Source organism: Brevibacterium sp. K72 (assembly GCF_050562175.1).
Lineage (GTDB): Bacteria > Actinomycetota > Actinomycetes > Actinomycetales > Brevibacteriaceae > Brevibacterium > Brevibacterium casei.
In genome coordinates, this window is sequence record NZ_CP191582.1 from 1,087,427 (window position 1) to 1,106,993 (window position 19,567).

Below are 19,567 nucleotides of genomic sequence, written 5' to 3' on the forward strand. Positions count from 1 at the left end.
ACACACCACCTCAGACACATCACCAAGGAGAACCATGACCACAGCGGCAACCCGACTCAAGGACAAGGTCTGCGTCATCACCGGCGGTGCCTCGGGCATCGGGCTGGCGAGCGCGAAGCGGCTCGCCGAAGAGGGCGCGAAGGTCGTCATCGCCGACCTCGACGAGGCTCGCGGCCAGGAGGTCGCCGAGGAACTCGGCGGGCTCTTCGTCCGCGTCAACGTCGCCGACGAGGAGGATGTGAAGAACCTCTTCGACACCACCGTCGAGCACTACGGCCGGGTCGACGTCGCGTTCAACAACGCCGGCATCAACCCCACCGAGGACAATTCGATCCTCACGACCGACCTCGCCGCGTGGCAGAAGGTCCAGACGGTCAACCTCACCTCGGTCTTCCTCTGCTGCAAGTACGCGCTCACCCACATGGTCAGGCAGAGGTCGGGATCGGTCATCAACACCGCATCGTTCGTCGCCCTCATGGGGGCCGCCACCTCGCAGATCTCCTACTCGGCCTCGAAGGGCGGGGTGCTCTCGATGAGCCGAGAACTCGGGGTCCAGTTCGCCAAGGACGGCATCCGCGTCAACGCCCTGTGTCCCGGACCGGTGAACACGCCGCTGCTCCAGGAGCTCTTCGCCGCCGACCCCGTGCAGGCTCAGCGCCGCCTCGTCCACGTGCCCAGCGGCCGCTTCGGTGAGCCCGAGGAGATCGCCGCGGCCGTGGCGTTTCTCGCCAGCGACGATTCGACGTTCGTCAACGCCTCCACGTTCACCGTCGACGGCGGCATCACCTCGGCGTACGTCACTGCGGAGTGAGGGCGGCGGCTGAGTTGGGGCGTGCGGGGCTCTCGGTCAAGCCGGAGCGCACTTTTCGGGCGTTCCTCGCATCGCAAAGTGCTCGCCGGCTTGACCGAGGAGAATGAGGCCATGGCAGACGTGAGGATTCTCGTCATCGAACACGAGAAAGGCACCGGTCCTGAACGCTTCGGGCAGTGGCTCGAGGAGGCCGGCGCCGAGGTGGTCGTCGTCCGTCCGTACCTCGGCGAGGCGATCCCGGCCCCCGGCGACTACGCTGCGCTCCTCGTCCTCGGCGGCGCCGCAGGTCCCCTCGAGGACACGGCGAATCCGTGGTTTCCGCAGGTGAGGGAGCTGCTGCAGCGCTCTGCTGGCGGTGAGTTCCCGAGCTTCAACGTCTGCCTCGGCGGGGAGCTGCTCGCCGCGGCCACGGACGCGCGGATCTCCCGGCGGGAGCGCCCGCAGATCGGGATCTACGATCTCCGCACCACCTCGGCGGGGGAGTCGGACCCGGTCTTCGCCGCACTCGCCGGACGGACGCTGCCCTCGGTGCTCTTCCATCAGGAGGAGATGAGCCTGCCGGAGGGTGCGGAACTCCTCGTCACCGGCTCGGACGCGCCTGTGCAGGGGTTCCGGGTCGGCGAGTTCGCGTGGGGGACGCAGTTCCACCCGGAGACCGACGCCGTGCAGATCGCCCGCTGGCTGTCCTCGGACTCGGTCCCGCTGCCCGAGGGGAAGACGGCCGAGTCGATCGTCGAGGAGGTCCGCGCCGCCGACGCGGAGCTCATCGCGTGGGGCCGCGAGCTCGCGCAGAGATTCGTCGAGTATCTGCGCAGGCGAGAGGGCCGAAACGGCGCTGGGGCGGATGACGTCAACCTGACAACGAGCTGAGCGCTTGTTAGGTTGATGCTGGGTGCCGGTCCCGGACCGATCCTCCGGACGAATCCCTCACTCGCACCCGTGCGCATGAATTCCATAACTGAACACCTGTCCCAGCTCTCGGCCGTCGAGGCCCCGACCGGCACACTCCAGGCCGCCGACACAGTGCAGGCCGCCGGAATCGACCAGGCGATCGAGTCCTTCCTCGGGCCGATCGCGCAGACCTTCAGCAGCATCGTCTTCTTCGAGCTGCGCATCGGCGACCTCGGCATCCCGCTCATCGTCGTCTGGCTCATGGCCGCCGCGGTCTTCCTCACGATCTACCTCCGCTTCCATCCGGTCACCGGTCTGAAGTACTCGCTCGGCATCATCCGCGGACGCTTCACCCGCAAAACCGACCCCGGTCAGGTCTCGAGCTTCCAGGCGCTCGCCACCGAGCTCTCGGGCACCGTGGGCCTGGGCAACATCGCCGGTGTGGCCGTGGCGATCACGGTCGGCGGACCGGGCGCTGCGCTGTGGATCATCATCTTCGGCTTCTTCGCGATGACGGTGAAGATGGCCGAGGCGACGCTCGGCGTGAAGTACCGGCGCATCAACGACGACGGCACGGTCGCCGGCGGGCCGATGTACTACCTCCGCGACGGTCTCGCCGAGATCGGACGCCCGAAGCTCGGGAAGTTCTTAGCCGCGTTCTACGCCCTCACCGCGGTCATCGGCGTCATCGGTGCCGGCAACCTGTTCCAGGCGAACCAGGCGGCGTCGATCCTCGTCGGCGCCACCGGGGGCGAGGACAGCTTCCTCGCCGACAGGCTCTGGCTCATCGGCGTCGTCATCGCCGCCCTCACCGCGCTCGTCATCCTCGGCGGGATCCGGAAGATCGGGCAGTGGACGTCGAAGCTCACGCCGATGATGGCGATCCTCTACTTCCTCTCCGTCATCGTCATCCTCATCGTCAACGCGGGCGCCATCCCCGGCGCGTTCGTCCTCATGGTCGAGGGCGCGTTCAGCCCCGACGGCATCGCCGGGGGCATCGTCGGCGTCGCGATCGTCGGCATTCAGCGGGCGCTGTTCTCCAACGCCGCGGGCATCGGCTCGGCCGCGATGGCCCATGCCGCGTCGAAGACGACGAAGCCGGCGACCGAGGGCTTCGTCGCGATGTGGGAGCCGCTCATCGACTCCGTCATCGTCTGCACGCTCACCGCGCTCGCGATCATCACCACCGGGCTCTACACGACGAGCACCGAGGACGGCATCGGGCTGACCGCCGAGGCATTCGGCACTGTGAGCAGCTGGTTCCCGATCCTGCTCACCGTCGCCGTCGTCCTCTTCGCGTTCTCGACGATCCTCGCCTACGGCTACTACGGGCAGCAGGCCCTGGGCTACCTGACGGGGAACTCGAAGAAGGCGGACAAGGCGTACCAGATCTTCTGGATCCTCGCCGTCATCGTCGGCGCCTCGATGTCGCTCGAGTCGGTCATCGCCTTCTCGGATGCGATCTTCTTCCTCATGGCCCTTCCCAACCTGCTCGGCATCTACTTCCTCTGCCGCATCCTCCGCCTCGAGATCCTCCGGCTGCGGAAGAAGATCGACGTCGGGGTGGTCACCGAGATCAGCCCGCCGGAGCTCCAGGTGGGCATGGGCGACCATGAGCCCACCTCGGAGCAGGTCGCCGCCGCCGAGGCGGGACGCCGGCGCAAACGCGACCGGCTCCGCGAGGTGCGCAGCACGCTTAAGGAGAAGAAGCTCGCCCGCGCGAAGAAGGGCGAGTGAAGCGGCCGACCGGCTGTCCGGTCGGCCACCTCACTCCGCGGCTCAGGGCCGCTCCGTGGCTCAGGGCTTGACGATCTTCTGATCGGTGTTCGAGTAGCTGATCGAATCGGCCATCGAGCCGACGAGGCCCATCGTCACCCGCACCAGTCCCGGTTCGACGTCGTCGAGCGGGGGCGGGGTGTCGGTGCCGATGGTCAGCGACTTCCCGTCCTTCGTCGTCGCGGTGATCGACCCGATGTAGACGCTCACATCTCCCTTGAGCGTCATCTCGTCCGCCTTGGTCACGAGGCCCGGCTCACCGGGCGGGCGGACCGTGAGTGAGAAGCCGGTGATCGTGATCGAATCAGCGGTGATCTTCAGCGCCCGGATCGACCCCCCGTCCGCGGTGGGCACCGAGACGATCGAGACGCCGCTCAGCCCCGTGAACGAGAGCTTCTCCGAGCCCAGCGACGCCGGGGTCTTCGCGAAGATCGGCGCATCGTCGTCCTCCGTCGCCTCGACGGGGTCCGGGGACTCAGTGGGCTGCGGTGACTCCGTGGGCTCCGGGGCCTCCGTCGGCGACTCGGTCGGACCAGGCGTCGGGGACTCGGTGGGTGACTCCGTCGGGGTCGGTCCCACGCTCGGTCCCGGTTCGGCCGGATCCCCGCACGGGGACTGCGGACTGCACAGCGCCCCGGAACCGGGCCCCACCTCGGCGGCGGAGGCCCCCATCGACGTGAGCACCGTCGCGGGAACGGTGAGGGCGAGTGCCGAGAGAGCCAGCGCGGCGCTGCGGACGGGCGCCCTCATACGGTGCCTTCCCGGCTCGCGGTCTCCGCGACGTCCCTCCGTTCGTCCACCGATCCGAGGGACTCTGCGCTCGGTTCCCCGCTCGATGCCCCGTTCGGTTCGCGGGGACCCATCCACGCGACGACGAGCACGGCGCCGATGCTCGCGAGCAGCATTCCGAGGATGAAGCCGCCGAGGTTGACCCCGACGAGCGAGTAGACCGCGATGATGAGCGCGAGGATCCCGTAGAACACGTGGTGGACGGGCATCGCCATCGCGAGGACGCCGAGGACGACGAGGGTGATCGGGATGATCGTCGCCTGGAGTCCCTCGATGCCGAGCTGGATGTGGAGATTGCCCGTGTCGAGCTGACCGGAGAAGAAGAGCTCGATCCCGCCGAGGATGACGAGGAGGCCGCCGATGAACGGCCGCTGCCGGCGCCAGCGTCGGAAGCCGCCGGTCCGCTCCGTCCGGTGGCGACCGCGGCGTGACTGTGTGTTCGCTCGTCGTGTCTGTGCGCTCGCCATCAGAAGCACGTCTTCGATCCGTCGGTGAGCTCGAGCTTCATCCCCTTGAGGGTGAAGACTGACGCCTGCGTGCTCCACGCCGTCTGCTCGAGTCCCGAGATCGAGATGGTGTCCGAATCCTGGGCGAAGTCGCCCGCAGTGCCCTTGGCCTTGGTGTTGACGTCGGAGGCGTCGACGCCGATGCGGATGTTCGAGAACTCGGCGTCGCCCTTGAGTCCGGTCATCCCGATCTGCAGATCGCTCGCCGTCGCCGGTTGGCCGCCACCGCCGGCGGTGATGAGCACACCGGCCTTCCCGAGTGGCGTGTCGGTGACCGCGGACTGGCAGAGATCGCTGAGCTCGGCGCTCTTGATGTTCGCGATCGCGACCGTGTGCTTGCCGCCCTCGCTGTCCTCGGCGGTGCCGCCGTACTGGGAGAACCCCGTGCCCTCGAGCTGGGAGGCGCTGATCTGGAACTGGCTTCCCGACACCGAGAACGAGACCGGCACGGCACCCTGCGCGACACCTCCCATGAGACCGGCGGAGACGACGCCGGCGGGAATCGCGACGAGCGCGATCCGTCCGGCATACGACGAGGTGAGCTTGCTGATGTGGCGGAACTTCGGGAACTTCATCGATCCTCTTCCCGACGCCGACGACTGCGTCGGCGCCTCAATATGTGACGTAAGTTACTACGGGGTGTTACTGGCGAGTATATCGATCGTCCTTTCAGACGCAACACCCTCTGAGGTCGCCGATGGGGGAGGTTTTCTTGCCCGCAGTGCGCCAAGAGGGGCTGCGGGATCGGGCGGCGGTGCTCGTCGGGTCGTGCGGGCAGGTCGCGATCAATGCGGGTGGGGAACCGGGCCCCTCAGCGCTCGGGGTCGACCGCGCGGCGGCGCAGAGCGAAGGCGAGCGCCTGCTCGGCCGATTCGAGAAGTGCGGGGTCGCCGGAGAGGCGCATCGAGACCGCGATGCGGAAATCGTCGATCGCGTCGTCGACGCGACCAGCTGCCAGGAGCGCCTTTCCCCGGTGCTGTCGCATCGTGGCCTCCAGCGGGGTTCCGGCGGTCTCCGCGACGAGGCGATCATAGACGTCCGCGGCCTCGCCGGGTGCGCCGAGTTCGCGCAGGCAGTCGGCTCTGAGCGCGCGGGTGCGCAGCGTTGGGGGATGGTCGTCGAGCATGCGCAGAGCTGCGGCAGGTTCGTCGGACCACAGTCGTTCGAGGACCGGACACAACGGATCCTCGGCGAGTCCCGCCCGGAACGCCTGCAGGTCGACGATCGCCGGTCGCAGATCGCTGCCCCGCAGGATCCACCCCTGACCGCCGACGACGTCTGCGATCTCCGTCGGCGGCGCTTCGCTCTCAGGCGGTTGCTCTGCCATCTCCGACATCGCGTTCACCCCTCGAGGACGGACCAGTTCTCCCTGGTCAGGGTGACGGCGAGATCGTGGTCGTCGGCGCGGATCGCGGCCAGGATCTCGATGTGCTGCTCCGGCGAGGCTGACCCCTTCTCCGAATCGAAGTGGAGGTACTCCGCACGGCGCAGCGTCGCGGTGACGACCTCGAGATGGTCGAGGATGAGCGGGTTGCCGCTGCGCGTGAGCGCCACCGCGTGGAAGTCGTCGTCGGCGGCGATCGCCGCCTCGCTGTCCGAGGCCTCGAGCGCGGCCTGGAGGCGTGCGTTCGCCTCCTCCATCTCGGCGACATCGTCGGCGTCGAGGTGCGGCAGTGCGAGCTTCATCCCCAGCGCATGGAGTTCGGCGGCGACCTGGCGGGCGTTGATGATCGCCGCAGGGTTCTCCGGGGCAACGCGGGTCATCTTCCCCGGCTCCGCGACGACGAGGCCGGCCTGGGCGAGGCGCTGCAGGGCCTCGCGCACCGGGGTGCGGGAGACCCGCAGCCACGACCCGAGCTCCTGATCGCGCAGCTGCTCTCCCGGTGCGAGCTGACCGCGGATGATGGCATCGCGTATCGACCGGTAGACGTCGTCGCGCAGCAGCGTGCGGTGCGGGATCGGTGACGCCTCGGGTATCGGCACGGCTGCTCTCCCTGTCTATGCGGTGACGGTTGGTCTGTACGGTGACAGCTGATCTGTGCGGTGACGGCTGGTTGGCCAGCCCCTGTGAATCCTGACATGTGGGATGGTCGGTCGCTCCTCATTGTAGCGACGCTCGGAATGCAATATATTGCATATCGTGAGGTGGGTCTCAACGACGAGGCCCATCCACCACTGCCCGTGACCCGACCGACAGCGACACAGTCCCAGCACCGCCCCCAGAGACAAGGACGCCATGGCCATCACCGACTTCGAGCGCTACCCCCTGACCTTCGGCCCGAGCCCCGTGCACGAGCTGCGCCGACTGAGCGACCACCTCGGTGGGGCGACGATCTGGGCGAAGCGCGAAGACGTCAACTCGGGTCTCGCATTCGGCGGGAACAAGACCCGCAAACTCGAGTACATCGTCCCCGACATCCTCGCCTCGGGCGCGGACACGCTCGTCTCGATCGGCGGCTACCAGTCCAACCACACCCGCCAGGTCGCCGCCGTCGCCGCGCACCTCGGGCTGAAGTCCCGCCTCGTCCAGGAGCGCTGGGTCGACTGGGACGACCCGGTCAACGACCGGGTCGGCAACATCGAGATCTCACGGATCATCGGCGCCGACGTCCGCCTCGACGACTCCGGTTTCGACATCGGCTTCCGCTCGAGCTGGGAGGACGCGATCGCCGAGGTGGAGGCCGCCGGCGGCACCCCGTACCCGATCCCGGCCGGAGCCTCGGAGCATCCCCTCGGCGGACTCGGGTTCGCGAACTGGGCGTACGAGGTCGCCGGACAGGAGGCCGAGCTCGGGGTCTTCTTCGACACCATCGTCGTCTGCACGGTCACCGGATCGACGCACGCCGGCATGATCGCCGGCTTCGCCGCCGTCGAAGCCGCCGGCGGCCGGCCCCGGACGATCATCGGCATCGACGCCTCGGCGACGCTGGACAAGACCCGCGAGCAGGTCAAGCGGATCGCGAACCGCACCGCCGACCTCATCGGGCTCGGCCGCGAGATCACACCGGCCGAGGTCGACATCCGCTCCGGCTGGCAGGGACCCGCCTACGGCATCCCCGACGAGACGACGGTCGCCGCGATCCGCACGACCGCCGAACTCGAAGGCGTCATCCTCGACCCCGTCTACGAGGGCAAGTCGATGGCCGGACTCATCGACCTCGTCGGGGACGGGACGATCGGCGCGGATTCGACGGTCCTCTACGCCCACCTCGGCGGACAGCTCGCCCTCAACGCGTACAGCTCGATCTTCTCCGAGGCTCCGACCCCCGCCACGACCCGCTGATCCCCCCTTCTCGAAAGGCACACGACCATGGCCGCGAACGACCAGCAGAGCACCGTGAACACGCCGAGCACCGACCAGCGCGACGCCGACGAACTCCACCAGTTCGAGACGTCGATCCAGGTCAGCCCGCCCGGCACGAACGACAGGCCGCTGACCGCCTCGGCGTCGGGAGAGGACGAGGTCCTCGACGAGATCGCCCAGCGCGTGCTCTGGCTCGCCACCTCGATCATCGACCGCGCCAACCGCGGGCGGGCCAACAGCGACGGCGTCAAGGTCGGCGGACATCAGGCGTCCTCGGCGTCGATGGCCGGCATCATGACCGCACTCTGGTTCACGACGCTGCGCTCTGTCGACCGCGTCTCCGTCAAACCGCACGCCTCCCCGGTCCTCCACGCGATCAACTACCTCCTCGGCGACCTCGACGTCTCCTACCTCGACACCCTGCGCTCCCGCGGCGGCCTCCAGCCGTACCCCTCGCGGACGAAGGACCCCGACACCGTCGACTTCTCGACGGGATCCGTCGGCATCGGCGCGACCGCCCCGATCTGGGCGGCCCTGGCCCACCGGTACGTCTCCGACCGCTTCCCCGACACCCCCTCAGCCGGTCGTTTCTACTCCCTCCTCGGCGACGCGGAGATGGACGAAGGCGCGGTGTGGGAGGCGATCATCGACCCGGAAGTCCGCGCGCTCGGCGAAGTCACGTGGATCGTCGATCTCAACCGCCAGTCCCTCGACCGGGTCATCCCCGACGTCCAGATCCAGCGCCTCCAGGGCATGTTCGCCGCTGCCGGCTGGCAGGTGCTCACGTGTCAGTGGGGGCGCAGGCTCGAGACCGTCTTCGCCGGTGAGGGAGGTGAGGCGCTGCGGCAGCGGCTCGTCTCGATGCCCAACCCCGAGTACCAGCGTCTCCTGCGTGCCCATCCCACCGAAGTCCACGACCGTCTGCTCGCGGGCCTCGCCGAGGCGGACGCCGCCTCCCTGCGCACCGTCACCGACCGCTTCGCCCCCGACGACCTCGCCTCCCTCATCCGCGACCTCGGCGGTCACGATCTCGGCCAGCTCGTCGACACGTTCGACCAGATCGACGACACGCGTCCGACCGTCGTCTTCGCCTACACGATCAAGGGTCGTGGCCTCGCCACCGAAGGCCACCCCGGCAACCACGCCGCGCAGCTCACCGAGGACCAGATGCGCGACCTCGCCGCCGCCTCGGGGATGGACCTCGAGAACCCGTGGCAGACCTTCGACGCGGACACCCCGGCCGGGCGGCTCTGCGTCGAGACTGCCGAGCGCCTGTGCCGGGAGCCGATCACCACCCATGCCGTCGCCGAGGTGCCCGCCGAGCTCGGGTTCACCCCGAAGGCCGTCGTCTCGACGCAGGCCGCGCTCGGACGGTTCCTCGCCGACCTCAAGAACGTCGCCCCCGAGGTCGCCCGCCGCGTCGTCACCGTCTCACCCGACGTCGCGACGTCGACCAACCTCGGCGGATGGATCAACAAGACCGGCGTGTGGTCACCGGCCGGACGCGAGGACTGGTTCTCCGACGACCGGGAGCGGGTGCTCAAGTGGCACGAGGACTCGAGCGGGCAGCACATCGAGATGGGCATCGCCGAGATCAACCTCGTCTCCCTCGCCGGTGAGCTCGGCACCACCGGGCAGCGGTGGGGTCAGCCGCTGCTGCCGATCGCGACGATCTACGACCCGTTCATCAACCGCGCCCTCGAGCCGTGGACGTTCGGGCTCTACGCGGGCGGACGCTCGATCATGGTCGGCACTCCCTCCGGTGTGACCCTCGCCCCCGAAGGCGGGGCGCACCAGTCCTTCAACACCCCCTCGGTCACCCTCGAGATCCCGAAGCTCACCAGCTGGGAACCGGCGTTCGCGCAGGACCTCGAATGGACGCTGCTCGAAGCGCTGCGCGACCTCGCCGATCCCGACGGCGACTCCGCGTACTTCCGCCTGACGACCCGGCCGGTGGCCCAGGAGCGTGCCGCCGTCCCCACCGATCCGCTCCTGCGGGAGCGCCGCAGGCAGCAGGTGATCGCCGGCGGCTACCGGCTGAGCGACCATCCGGCGAGTGAGGACGCAGTGACGCTCGTCGGCGTCGGGGCGATGATGACCGAGGTCCTCGACGCCGCAGAAAGGCTCGAGAGTCTCGGCATCCGCGCCGGTGTCGTGTGCCTGACCTCGCCGTCGAAGATCTTCCGGGCCGTCCAGGAGCGGACCCGGGTGAGTCCGAGCCCCCGCTCGGCCATCGCCGATGAGCTCTTCCCCGCCGCGCACCCGGCACCGCTCGTCACCGTCCTCGACGGTCACCCGCACACGCTGTCGTTCCTCGCCGGCATCCGCGGAGACCGGACGCGCAACCTCGGCGTCAGCGACTTCGGGCAGGCCTCCTCGGTCTCCGAGGCCCACGAGATCCACGGCATCGACACGGTCTCGATCGTCTCGAACGCCCTCGACCTGCTCGGGAGGTGAGCGTCACCGGCGCCGAAGTGGGTCCCCCGCCTCGGCGGGTGCGGACCCCTGATTCGGCAGATGCGGGGGTCCTCGAACCGGCCTGCCGAAACCGTGACAGCCGTAGTCCTCACCTACGGAATCCGTCGCTTGATGCGCGGAATCCGCACAACCTCGGCGGGGGCATCGGGAGGCTCGGAGTGCTGATGATACCCCCAGGTTCCGGCACTTGTTGCTCAGGTCACGTGTTGATAGCGTGAGAGGCAGGCATACGCGATCCGTCGATTCGGGCGGCGTCGCAGTAGGCAACCGCTTCCCTGGAATCACCCAGGGTGCCATGAGTCAAAGGAGTCTGGAATGAGCAGTTCAGTCAGCGCCGCGACCGGCTACCGGGTCGAGAACCCGGCCACGGGCGAGATCGTCGAGCGGTTCGACACCGCCACCGACGAGCAGATCGGTCAGGTCATCGACGAAGCTCAGGCTGCTTACCTGAAGTGGCGTGAGAAGAGCATCGAGGATCGTGCCGCGATCGTCAACAAGGTCGCCGCCCTCTTCGGTGAGCGCAAGGAAGAGCTCGCGAAGATCATCGCCGAGGAGATGGGCAAGCCCATTCCCGAGGGCATCGAGGAAGCCGAGTTCTGCGAGGCGATCTTCAACTACTACGCCGACAACGGGCCCGAGTTCTCCAAGGACGAGGAGATCAAGTCCTTCTCCGGCGGCAAGGCCTACATCCAGCGCCGTCCCGTCGGCGTGATCCTCGGCATCATGCCGTGGAACTTCCCGTACTACCAGGTGGCCCGCTTCGCCGCGCCGAACCTCGTGCTCGGCAACACGATCATCCTCAAGCACGCTGAGATCTGCCCGCGTTCGGCGGCCGCGATCCAGCAGATCATGGATGACGCCGGCGTGCCCAAGGGCGTGTACAACAACGTCTACGCCTCGCACGACCAGATCGAGACGATCATCGCCGATCGCCGCGTCCAGGGCGTCTCGCTCACCGGCTCCGAGCGTGCCGGGTCGATCGTCGGCGCACTCGCCGGCAAGTACCTCAAGAAGGCCGTGCTCGAGCTCGGCGGATCCGATCCGTACATCATCCTCGACACCGACAACCTCGACGAGGCCGTCGACACCGCATGGGGCACCCGCCTGTACAACACCGGCCAGGTCTGCAACGCGAACAAGCGCATGATCGTCATGGACGACATCTACGACGACTTCGTCGCCGGGATCACCGAGCGCGCGAAGTCCTCGGAGAAGTCGAACCCGTCCGAGCCCGTCGAAGGCGGATACTCGCCCCTGTCCTCGCGGTCTGCCGCGGAGAACCTCCGCAAGCAGCTCGAGCGCGCGGTCGAGCAGGGTGCCACCCTCGTCGGCGGCGAACTCGCCGACGACGGTTCGGCCTACATCACCCCGGCCGTGCTCACCGGCGTGACCTCGGACATGGATGCGTTCCGCGAGGAGCTCTTCGGTCCCGTGGCCACGGTCTACAAGGTCTCGAGCGACGACGAGGCCCTCGAGCTCGCCAACGACACGGACTTCGGCCTCGGCGGCGCCGTGTTCTCGAAGGACGAGGAGCGCGCGGCGAAGATCGCCCAGCAGCTCGATGTCGGCATGTCGAACGTCAACACCCCTGCCGGTGAGGGCGCGGAGATCCCGTTCGGCGGCACGAAACGCTCGGGCTTCGGCCGCGAGCTCGGCCCCTACGGCATGGACGAGTTCGTCAACAAGCGCATGTACTACGTCGCCGAGTGACACCCTGACCGGGGTGCGCCGCTGATCAGTGCTAGTCGCTGACTCAGGCGGCGGGGCACGGTCGGTCGGTTGCACATTCGGTTGCACGTGAGCGGGCGTCGCGTCCGGTGCGGGAGAGTCCTCCCGGGCTGGGTGCGGCGCCCGCTTCGCGTGCCCGGGCTCGTCTTTCGGGTGCCCGGTGGCGCCGCGCACGCCACTGCGCCCCTTGCCGCGTCCCCTGCCGCGCCCCCTGCCGCGCCCCCGAGGAGGATCCGGTTCGAATCTGGCACCAAAATCGAACCGGATCCTCCTCGGGAAGCGCGACGCCGGCGTCCGACGGCTGCGGTGACGACCACCTCGGCGGGGATCATGTTCAGCCACTGCGCAACCTTCGCCGTCTAGACTGCGGAGTATGACGGAAGAGTGGACATCGCGGTGGCACATCACCGGGAAGAACGAGGTCATCCGGCAGTGGTCGCACGAGGACGGTCAGCAGGCGTATCGCCGCTACCAGACGACCAGCCGACCCTCACTGCAGAACCTCATCACCCTCGATGAGCACATCGGACGCTTCGACAGCCTGTGGAGCCGGATGTCGATCGTCTTCGTCGCACTCGGAGTGCTCGCGACCCTTGGGGTCGTCCTCGGTCTCTTCGGCCTCCCGATGTACGGAGTCGCGAACTCGGTGTCCCTGACCGTCGGGATCACCTCGGTGGCGATCATCGTCCTCATCCCCATCGTCGCGATCTTCATCATGCGCCACCTGCGCACCGAGGTCACCCGCCTCTACGCCGAGGCCGGCATCCCCGACGCGACGGGCACCGTCATCCCCGTCGCCGAGGGCGAAGTCCTCGTCGCCCGCTCCGGCATCGAGACGAGCGAACCGGTCGCCGCCAAGGCTCCCTGATGCCCATCACCGAGGCGATCCTCGAGACCGCCCGGACCCACCCCGACCGACCTGCGATCGTCGGTGAGGATGCCCGCCTCAGCTACGCCGGGCTCGTCGCCGACTCCCGCAGCCTCGCCGCCGCCGTCGATGCCCTCCACCGCGCTCAGTCGCACCCGCCGCGCCCGGCCCCGGAGACTGCGGGCATCCCGATCACCGCGGTGAGCCTCACCTCGGCGCTCACGACCGCCCGCATTGTCGCCGGGCTCGCCGGCTTCCGCGCCGTCTCGGCGACGATCGACCCTCGATGGCCGCTGAACCACCAGGTAGGCGTCATCACCGCGACCGGCATCGGGCTCGTCATCAGCGATTCCCCGACCCTCGCCGAGGCGCTCGCCGCGTCCGGCTGGACCGGCACCGTCGTCACCGCCGCCGAACTCGCCGCCGCGCAGGAGCGCCGCTGCGACCGTGCTCATGCCCTGGGTCCCGATCTCCCGTCGCCGTCCGTCCGCGGCCCCGACGAGGCGTTCCTCATGCTCTTCTCCTCCGGCACGACGAGCGACCCCAAGGCGTTCCTCAAGACCCGCGAGCAGTACCGCGCCAACGTCGCCGTCTCCTCGGCGCACCTCGAACCCCTGCCCGGCGTCGTCACGCTCGCCCCCGGCCCCGTCTCCTACAGCCTCACCCTCTATGCCGTCATCGAGAGCCTCGCGACCGGCGGGACGATCCACGTCGCCGACGAGTTCGCACCGCTTCCCCTCGGACGCCGCATCGCCGAGGAGTCCGTCACCCGGATCGTCGCCGTCCCCGCCGTCGTCGCGGCCCTCGCCGAGGCGGCCGACCGTGATCCCGACCGCTTCGTAGGCCTCGACCTCGTCGTCACCGGGGGAGCGAACCTCCCCACAACCATCCGCGACCGCCTCGCCGAGGTGCTCCCGGACACCCGGCTCATCAGCTACTACGGTGCCGCGGAGATCGGATTCATCGGCGACAGCCGGGACGGCGACGGGACGTGGATCGAAATCTATCCGACGATCGCCGCAGACATCCGCGACGAGACCGGCGACCCCGTGCCCGAGGGCGAGCTCGGCACCCTGTGGATCCTCGCCGCCGCATGCTCCGACGGCTACCTCGCAGGCACGACCGACGCCGTCCTGCGCGGACCCGACGGCTGGGCGAGCGTCGACGACCAGGGTCGCATGGTCGACGGTCGCCTCCAGCTCGCCGGCCGCGCCGGCGACATCGCCGTCACCGGCGGACACAAGGTCTCGCTACCCGAGATCGAACGGGCCTTTGCGACTCTGCCCCACCTCGGCGAGGCCATCGCGATCGCTCTGCCCGACTCCACGCTCGGCAGCCTCATCGCCCTCGTCGTCGAAGACGCGGGTGTCGTCGACGACGGCGACTCCGGCGCCGACAAGCCCGGCGCCGGCGGCCACGGTCCCGAGCACCCCGACAAGGCGGCCCTGCTCGCCCACGCCCGGTCACATCTCGCACCGCAGTTCGTCCCGCGCCGGTTCTACGCACTGCCCCGGCTGCCGCGGACCGTCGGCGGGAAGATCCGACGCACCGAGACCGTTGACCTCATCGTGAGCGGAGAGGGAACGAGACTGTGAACCGCGTCGTCATCACCGGCATGGGTGCGATCACCCCGAGCGGGCTCGACGCCGGCGCACTGTGGGAATCGGTGCGCGAAGGCCGCAGCGCCATCGACGTCCTCGACGGGGAGCAGTTCGCCGACCTCGCCGTGCGCATCGGCGGCCGGATCAGGGACTTCGACGCCGAGGCGGTCCTACCCCGAGCGCTCGCCCGCAGGCTCAGCCCCGTCCAGCACTGGGCGATCGCCGCCGCCGACGAAGCCCTCACCCAGGCGGGCATCCCCACCCCGTCCGAGGACCTGCCGTGGGAACGCCACCGAGTCGCCGTCATCGCCGCTACGGGATCGGGTCCTGTCGACGCGATGCAGGAGGCCACCCGCGCCCTCGAGACATCGGGGCCGCGCGGGGTCCCGATCACCCTCGCCATCCACGGCGCCCCCGACTCCGCGGCCGCGCTCATCAGCCAGCGACACGACCTCCGGGGACCCGCACAGGGAGTCTCGGCCACATGTGCGTCCGGGGCGATCGGCCTCGGCGAGGGGCTGCGCCGCATCCGCCACGGCTACGCCGAGGCCGTGCTCGTCGTCGGCATGGAGGACTGCCTCGGGCCGGTCAACCTCGCCTCGAACGCGAATATGCGGGCACTCGCCGCAGGGTTCGAGGACGACCCCACCGCCGCGAGCCGACCCTTCGACACCGCCCGGAACGGCTTCGTCATGAGCCAGGGCGCCGGGGCGATCCTCCTCGAATCCGCCGAGTCCGCCGCCGCGCGAGGCGCCGAGGTGATGGCCGAACTCGCCGGGTTCGGTGCCGCGAGCGACGCCCACCACCCGACGAACCCGCACCCCGAGGGCAGGGGTGCCGCCGCTGCCGTGCGCGAGGCCCTCGCCGACGCCGGCCTCGACCCCGCCGACATCGACCACATCAACGCCCACGCCACCGGCACCCCGGCCGGCGACAGGGCGGAACTCGCCGCCTTCGAGTCGGCCCTCGGGCAGGCGGCCCACCGGATCCCGATGAGTGCGACGAAGTCGGTCACCGGCCACCTCCTCGGCGCCTCCGGGATCGTCGAGGCGATCATCGCGGTGATGACCCTGCGCGACCAGACCCTGCCGCCGACGCTCAACCTCGAGTCACCGGAGTTCCCAGACTGGGACATCGTCGCAGGCCAGGCCCGCAGGATCGCCGACGGCAGCTCGGCCGACGGTGGTCCTGGCGAGAACCGGCTCGACACCGTCCTCTCGACGTCGTTCGGCTTCGGCGGGCACAACGGCGCGATCATCCTGCGGAACCCCGAGCGGCCGGCTCGGCAGCGCCCCGAGAGCACAGAGCACCCCACAGAGGAGAATCGATGAGCGACCGTGAGACCCGCATCGCCGAACTCGGCGATCGGTACCTTCCCGACGATGCGCTCGAGCGCTTCCGCGAGCGCGCGGCCGTCTACGACCGGGAGAACACGTTCTTCGACGAGGACCTCGAGGAGCTCACGGCCCTCGGCTACCTCACGCTCTTCGTCCCCGAGTCCCACGGCGGACCCGGGCTCAGTCTTTTCGAGGTCGCCCGCCTCCAGCAGCGCCTCGCCGGGACGGCCCCGGCGACGGCACTGGCGGTCAACATGCACCTCATGACCACGGGTGTGGCCAAAGCGCTCGCCGACCGCGGGGATGACTCCCTGACCTGGGTCTTCGACGAGACCATGGCCGGGGAGATCTTCGCCTTCGGCATCTCGGAGCCCGGCAACGACTGGGTCCTCCAAGGCTCGACCACCGAGGCGGTGCCGACACCCGACGGCGGATACGAGCTCACCGGCGTGAAGATCTTCACCTCGCTCTCCCCGGTGTGGACCCGGCTCATCGTCCACGGTGCGATCACCCCGGACGACGACGGCATCGCCGGCCCCGACGCGGACGCCCCCGCCGAAGGGGAGCTCGTCTACGGCTTCATCGACCGCAGGGCCCCGGGGATCACGGTCTCCGACCAGTGGGACGTCCTCGGGATGCGGGCCTCACAATCGCGGGCGACGATCCTCGACCACGTGCCGATGCGCCCCGACCGCGTCTCCCGCATCATCCCGGCCGGCCGTCACCCGGACCTCCTCACCTTCGCGATCACGAGCAACTTCCAGCTCCTCATCGCCGCCGTCTACGCCGGGGTCGCCGCCCGCGCCCTCGAGATCGGGGCGGCGGCGCTGAAGAAGCGGAGGTCGGCGAAGGCGGGAACGTCCTTCGCCGAGGTGCCCGAGACCCGTGCCCGGCTCGCCGACGCCCACCTCGACTACCAGGCCGTGCCCGCGATGATCGACGCGTACGCCCGTGACTTCGACGACCTCGTCGACCACGGCGCCGGGTGGCCGCTGCGTCTCGTGGCCGCCCGGATCAAGGCCGCCGAGGTGGCCCGCTCGGCGGCGGAGATCGCCCTGATGAGCACCGGCGGCAGCGGCTTCGACAACGCGCATGAGGCCTCCCGCCTCTACCGGGACGCGACCGCGGGTCTCTTCCACCCGCCGAGCGCCGACGCCGCGCGCCCGATGTACGCAGCCGCTCTCCTCGACGACTGAGGCATCCTCGACCACTGAGGCCTTCTCGATCACTGGGTCGGCCGCCGACGTCGATCCTCTCTGGCAGCCCTCTGTGCACTTCCGATGTGTCCGCGGAAACATATTGACGTATAAACATACGTGCATACGATGGAACTATGGACACGGCAGCACGCAAGGACGGGACACCGACGACCACTCGACCGAAGGATGACGGACACGGTCACGGTCGCCTCGGCGGGCCCGCCTGGGAACTCGGGTTCGCGATCACCTCCGGTGTCACGTACATCGCCGGGGCGATCTTCGAGTACTTCGTCCCCGGCGCACCTCTGACGCAGATCGCCATCCCCCTCTTCCTCGCCACGTACTTCTTCGGCGGGTTCTTCACCTTCGCGACCGCGATCAACTCCGTGCGACACGGCCGGTTCGAGGTCGACTTCCTCATGCTCGTCGCCGCGATCGGTGCCGCAAGCGTCGGCCGCTTCGCCGAGGGCGCCGTCCTCCTCTTCCTCTTCTCGCTCGGGCACGCGCTCGAGGAGTATGCGATGGGCCGAGCGAAGAAGTCGATCGAAGCGCTCGCCGAACTGGCCCCGGCCACAGCGCTGGTCCGCGTCGGCGACGACGTCGTCGAACGCCCGACCGAGGAATTGGAGATCGGCGACACCGTCGTCGTCCGACCTCATGCCCGGATCCCCGCGGACGGCTTCGTCGCCGTCGGCAATTCGGCCGTCGACCAGGCGGCGATCACCGGTGAGAGCATTCCCGCCGAGAAGTCCCCGGTCGCCGACCCCGGCGACGCCCTCGACAACCCGGGTCGCATCGACACGGCCTCGCGGGTCTTCGCCGGCACCGTCAACGGCTCGGGCTCCCTCGACATCGTCGTCCTCGCTGTGGCCGCCGATTCGACGCTCTCCCGCGTCGTCACGATGGTCCGCGAGGCCGACGACACGAAGAGCGCGACCCAGCGATTCATCGACCGGTTCCAGCGCTGGTACGTGCCCGCGGTCATCGCGCTCGTCGTCGCCGTCCTCGCCTTCGGGTGGCTCTTCCTCGACGAATCGTTCGCCGACAGCTTCTACCGGGCGATGCTCGTCCTCGTCGCCGCGAGCCCTTGTGCGCTCGCGATCGCCACTCCCGCCGCCGTACTCTCGGGTGTCGCCCGGGCGGCCCGCGCGGGCCTGCTCATCAAGGGCGGCGGACCGCTGGAGACGCTCGGCAAGGTGCGCTCGATCGCCTTCGACAAGACCGGCACACTGACGTGGGGTCTGCCCAGGCTCACCGACATCCGACCCGCCGAGGGCGCCGATGCCGACGAACTCTCCCGTGTCGCGCTCGCCCTCGAATCCTCCGTCGACCACCCCCTGGCCACGGCGATCGTCGCCGGCCTCGAACCTCAGATTCCGGCCGCGGATCGCCTCGAGGCCGGCGACGTCGAATCGGTCACGGGACAGGGCGTGACCGCAACGATCGCGGGCGAACCGGCGGAACTCGGCAGCCTGCGCATGTTCGCCGGCGACCTCACCCCGGAGATCGACGGTCTCGTCACTCAGCTGCAGGACGAGGGACGGACGATCATGGTCGTGCGGTGGGGCGGACGGTTCCTCGGCGCCCTCGGCGTCATGGACGCCCCCCGCTCCGAGGCGAAGGCCGTCATCAGCTCACTGCGGACCTCCGGCGTCGACGAGCTCGTGATGATCTCCGGGGACAACCAGCGCGTCGCGGATGCGATCGGCTCCGAGGTCGGTGTCGACACCGCCGCCGGCGACCTCATGCCCGAGGACAAGGTGTCGACGATCCGCCGCCTCGCCTCGCAGGGCGACACCGCGATGGTCGGCGACGGCGTCAACGACGCACCGGCGATGGCCAACGCCTCGGTGGGCGTGGCCATGGGCGCGGCGAGCTCCGCGGTGGCGCTCGAGACCGCCGACGTGGCGCTGATGAGCGACGACATCGGCAAGGTCCCGTTCCTCATCCGGCTCAGCCGAGCCTCCTCGGCGATCATCCGGCAGAACCTCATCGCCTCCCTCGTCATCGTCGCCTTCCTCGTTCCCGCAAGCCTGCTCGGCCTGCAGATGGGTCCGGTCGTCTTCATCCATGAGGGTTCGACCTTCCTCGTCGTGCTCAATGCACTGCGGCTGCTGCGCTTCGGCAACGGCGACGAGCACTCGGGCATCGCTCACGAAGCCAGGCCCGAGTAGACCGGCTCTCCCCTCGAAGCCGGCCGATCCCCGGTTCGGTCCGCGCACAGCCCGACAGCTGTGCGCGGACCGAACGCTGTGCGGGAAGGACGCCCGGCGCGAATC

At 69.2% G+C, this 19,567-nt stretch carries 16 protein-coding genes; 11 read left to right on the forward strand and 5 right to left on the reverse strand.

Annotated features, from left to right (window positions below; genetic code table 11):
- Nucleotides 1–34: 34 nt before the first annotated feature.
- The 3 genes from ACQ1RG_RS04825 to ACQ1RG_RS04835 all read left to right on the forward strand — a co-directional run bounded on the left by ACQ1RG_RS04825 (nt 35) and on the right by ACQ1RG_RS04835 (nt 3,439).
- On the forward strand, nt 35–811 hold the full coding sequence (locus ACQ1RG_RS04825; RefSeq protein WP_009379773.1) for a 3-oxoacyl-ACP reductase: 777 nt from the start codon (nt 35–37) through the stop codon (nt 809–811).
- 111 nt (nt 812–922) lie between these two features.
- A complete protein-coding gene (locus ACQ1RG_RS04830; protein WP_009379763.1) occupies nt 923–1,681 on the forward strand; it encodes a type 1 glutamine amidotransferase in 759 nt (252 codons plus the stop codon).
- Between the two features lie 75 nt (nt 1,682–1,756).
- Nucleotides 1,757–3,439, forward strand: a complete 1,683-nt coding sequence (locus ACQ1RG_RS04835; RefSeq protein WP_100227503.1) for an alanine/glycine:cation symporter family protein — start codon at nt 1,757–1,759, stop codon at nt 3,437–3,439.
- Between the two features lie 60 nt (nt 3,440–3,499).
- Here ACQ1RG_RS04835 and ACQ1RG_RS04840 read toward each other — a convergent pair whose 3' ends face one another.
- The 5 genes from ACQ1RG_RS04840 to ACQ1RG_RS04860 form a co-directional block, all read right to left on the reverse strand.
- A complete protein-coding gene (locus ACQ1RG_RS04840) occupies nt 3,500–4,228 on the reverse strand; it encodes a hypothetical protein (RefSeq protein WP_009379759.1) in 729 nt (242 codons plus the stop codon).
- Entirely contained in the window at nt 4,225–4,734 is a 510-nt protein-coding gene (locus tag ACQ1RG_RS04845; RefSeq protein ID WP_009379757.1) for a DUF6114 domain-containing protein, read from the reverse strand. Before ACQ1RG_RS04845 ends, ACQ1RG_RS04840 begins: the two co-directional genes overlap by 4 nt.
- Complete coding sequence (locus ACQ1RG_RS04850; RefSeq protein WP_009379755.1) at nt 4,734–5,348, reverse strand: DUF6230 family protein; 615 nt, start codon at nt 5,346–5,348, stop codon at nt 4,734–4,736. Before ACQ1RG_RS04850 ends, ACQ1RG_RS04845 begins: the two co-directional genes overlap by 1 nt.
- Nucleotides 5,349–5,584: 236 nt before the next feature.
- Nucleotides 5,585–6,100: a tetratricopeptide repeat protein gene (locus tag ACQ1RG_RS04855; RefSeq protein ID WP_100227502.1), complete on the reverse strand. Its 516-nt coding sequence runs from the start codon at nt 6,098–6,100 to the stop codon at nt 5,585–5,587.
- A 14-nt stretch (nt 6,101–6,114) separates the two neighbouring features.
- Nucleotides 6,115–6,756 carry a GntR family transcriptional regulator gene (locus ACQ1RG_RS04860; RefSeq protein WP_009379750.1) on the reverse strand — a complete coding sequence of 214 codons (642 nt, stop codon included), beginning with the start codon at nt 6,754–6,756 and terminating at the stop codon, nt 6,115–6,117.
- 253 nt (nt 6,757–7,009) lie between these two features.
- Here ACQ1RG_RS04860 and ACQ1RG_RS04865 point away from each other — a divergent pair, with 253 nt between their 5' ends.
- From ACQ1RG_RS04865 to ACQ1RG_RS04900, 8 genes are all read left to right on the forward strand, one after another.
- Nucleotides 7,010–8,056, forward strand: a complete 1,047-nt coding sequence (locus tag ACQ1RG_RS04865; protein WP_167560304.1) for a 1-aminocyclopropane-1-carboxylate deaminase — start codon at nt 7,010–7,012, stop codon at nt 8,054–8,056.
- A 27-nt stretch (nt 8,057–8,083) separates the two neighbouring features.
- On the forward strand, nt 8,084–10,534 hold the full coding sequence (locus ACQ1RG_RS04870; protein WP_063248753.1) for a transketolase-like TK C-terminal-containing protein: 2,451 nt from the start codon (nt 8,084–8,086) through the stop codon (nt 10,532–10,534).
- A gap of 336 nt (nt 10,535–10,870) precedes the next feature.
- Complete coding sequence (locus ACQ1RG_RS04875) at nt 10,871–12,265, forward strand: NAD-dependent succinate-semialdehyde dehydrogenase (protein WP_009379743.1); 1,395 nt, start codon at nt 10,871–10,873, stop codon at nt 12,263–12,265.
- Nucleotides 12,266–12,656: 391 nt separating this feature from the next.
- Nucleotides 12,657–13,151, forward strand: a complete 495-nt coding sequence (locus ACQ1RG_RS04880) for a monovalent cation/H(+) antiporter subunit G (protein WP_009379741.1) — start codon at nt 12,657–12,659, stop codon at nt 13,149–13,151.
- Nucleotides 13,151–14,746, forward strand: coding sequence for a class I adenylate-forming enzyme family protein (locus ACQ1RG_RS04885; protein ID WP_009379739.1), 1,596 nt, complete (start codon nt 13,151–13,153; stop codon nt 14,744–14,746). The genes ACQ1RG_RS04880 and ACQ1RG_RS04885 overlap by 1 nt, the downstream gene beginning before the upstream one ends.
- On the forward strand, nt 14,743–16,083 hold the full coding sequence (locus ACQ1RG_RS04890) for a beta-ketoacyl-[acyl-carrier-protein] synthase family protein (RefSeq protein ID WP_063248752.1): 1,341 nt from the start codon (nt 14,743–14,745) through the stop codon (nt 16,081–16,083). The genes ACQ1RG_RS04885 and ACQ1RG_RS04890 overlap by 4 nt, the downstream gene beginning before the upstream one ends.
- The gene (locus ACQ1RG_RS04895; RefSeq protein WP_430600601.1) at nt 16,080–17,285 is read left to right on the forward strand and encodes an acyl-CoA dehydrogenase family protein; all 1,206 of its coding nucleotides are present in this window, start codon (nt 16,080–16,082) and stop codon (nt 17,283–17,285) included. The genes ACQ1RG_RS04890 and ACQ1RG_RS04895 overlap by 4 nt, the downstream gene beginning before the upstream one ends.
- Nucleotides 17,286–17,422: 137 nt before the next feature.
- Nucleotides 17,423–19,462: a heavy metal translocating P-type ATPase gene (locus tag ACQ1RG_RS04900; protein WP_119297102.1), complete on the forward strand. Its 2,040-nt coding sequence runs from the start codon at nt 17,423–17,425 to the stop codon at nt 19,460–19,462.
- Nucleotides 19,463–19,567: the final 105 nt, after the last annotated feature.

Coding starts and splice junctions, on each gene's coding strand:
- ACQ1RG_RS04830 (WP_009379763.1), top strand. CDS start 923: ATGGCAGACGTGAGGATTCTCGTCATCGAACACGAGAAAGGCACCGGT.
- ACQ1RG_RS04855 (WP_100227502.1), bottom strand. CDS start 6,100: ATGGCAGAGCAACCGCCTGAGAGCGAAGCGCCGCCGACGGAGATCGCA.
- ACQ1RG_RS04870 (WP_063248753.1), top strand. CDS start 8,084: ATGGCCGCGAACGACCAGCAGAGCACCGTGAACACGCCGAGCACCGAC.
- ACQ1RG_RS04850 (WP_009379755.1), bottom strand. CDS start 5,348: ATGAAGTTCCCGAAGTTCCGCCACATCAGCAAGCTCACCTCGTCGTAT.
- ACQ1RG_RS04875 (WP_009379743.1), top strand. CDS start 10,871: ATGAGCAGTTCAGTCAGCGCCGCGACCGGCTACCGGGTCGAGAACCCG.
- ACQ1RG_RS04865 (WP_167560304.1), top strand. CDS start 7,010: ATGGCCATCACCGACTTCGAGCGCTACCCCCTGACCTTCGGCCCGAGC.
- ACQ1RG_RS04845 (WP_009379757.1), bottom strand. CDS start 4,734: ATGGCGAGCGCACAGACACGACGAGCGAACACACAGTCACGCCGCGGT.
- ACQ1RG_RS04900 (WP_119297102.1), top strand. CDS start 17,423: ATGGACACGGCAGCACGCAAGGACGGGACACCGACGACCACTCGACCG.
- ACQ1RG_RS04885 (WP_009379739.1), top strand. CDS start 13,151: ATGCCCATCACCGAGGCGATCCTCGAGACCGCCCGGACCCACCCCGAC.
- ACQ1RG_RS04880 (WP_009379741.1), top strand. CDS start 12,657: ATGACGGAAGAGTGGACATCGCGGTGGCACATCACCGGGAAGAACGAG.
- ACQ1RG_RS04840 (WP_009379759.1), bottom strand. CDS start 4,228: ATGAGGGCGCCCGTCCGCAGCGCCGCGCTGGCTCTCTCGGCACTCGCC.
- ACQ1RG_RS04825 (WP_009379773.1), top strand. CDS start 35: ATGACCACAGCGGCAACCCGACTCAAGGACAAGGTCTGCGTCATCACC.
- ACQ1RG_RS04895 (WP_430600601.1), top strand. CDS start 16,080: ATGAGCGACCGTGAGACCCGCATCGCCGAACTCGGCGATCGGTACCTT.
- ACQ1RG_RS04835 (WP_100227503.1), top strand. CDS start 1,757: ATGAATTCCATAACTGAACACCTGTCCCAGCTCTCGGCCGTCGAGGCC.